Below are 334 nucleotides of genomic sequence, written 5' to 3'. Positions count from 1 at the left end.
CACGACTGCCGGAAGCTTCAGCGACAGCGTTTCAGCGCCGCCGTCGACTTCACGCGATACGGTCGCTTTGCCATCGGCGATCACGACCTTCGATGCGAACGTCGCTTGCGGCAGGCCCGCGAGTGCAGCGAGCATTTGACCGGTCTGGTTCGAATCGTCATCGATCGCCTGCTTGCCGAGAATGACCAACTCAGGCTTCTCCTGATCGACCAGTGCCTTCAACAGCTTCGCCACCGCCAAAGGCTGCAACTCCTCCGACGTTTCCACCAACACCGCACGATCCGCACCGATAGCCAACGCCGTGCGCAACGTCTCCTGACACTGCGTCACCCCA

At 61.4% G+C, this 334-nt stretch carries 1 pseudogene; it reads right to left on the bottom strand.

What is annotated here, in order from left to right:
* Positions 1 to 334, bottom strand: a pseudogene (locus U4Y90_RS36020) (electron transfer flavoprotein subunit beta/FixA family protein); the annotation flags it as partial.

The sequence above is a fragment of the Caballeronia sp. J97 genome, from assembly GCF_905220305.1.
In the GTDB taxonomy this organism is placed as follows: domain Bacteria; phylum Pseudomonadota; class Gammaproteobacteria; order Burkholderiales; family Burkholderiaceae; genus Caballeronia.
Note: the sequence above shows the minus strand (reverse complement) of the source record. Positions and strands in the feature narration are given on the sequence as shown.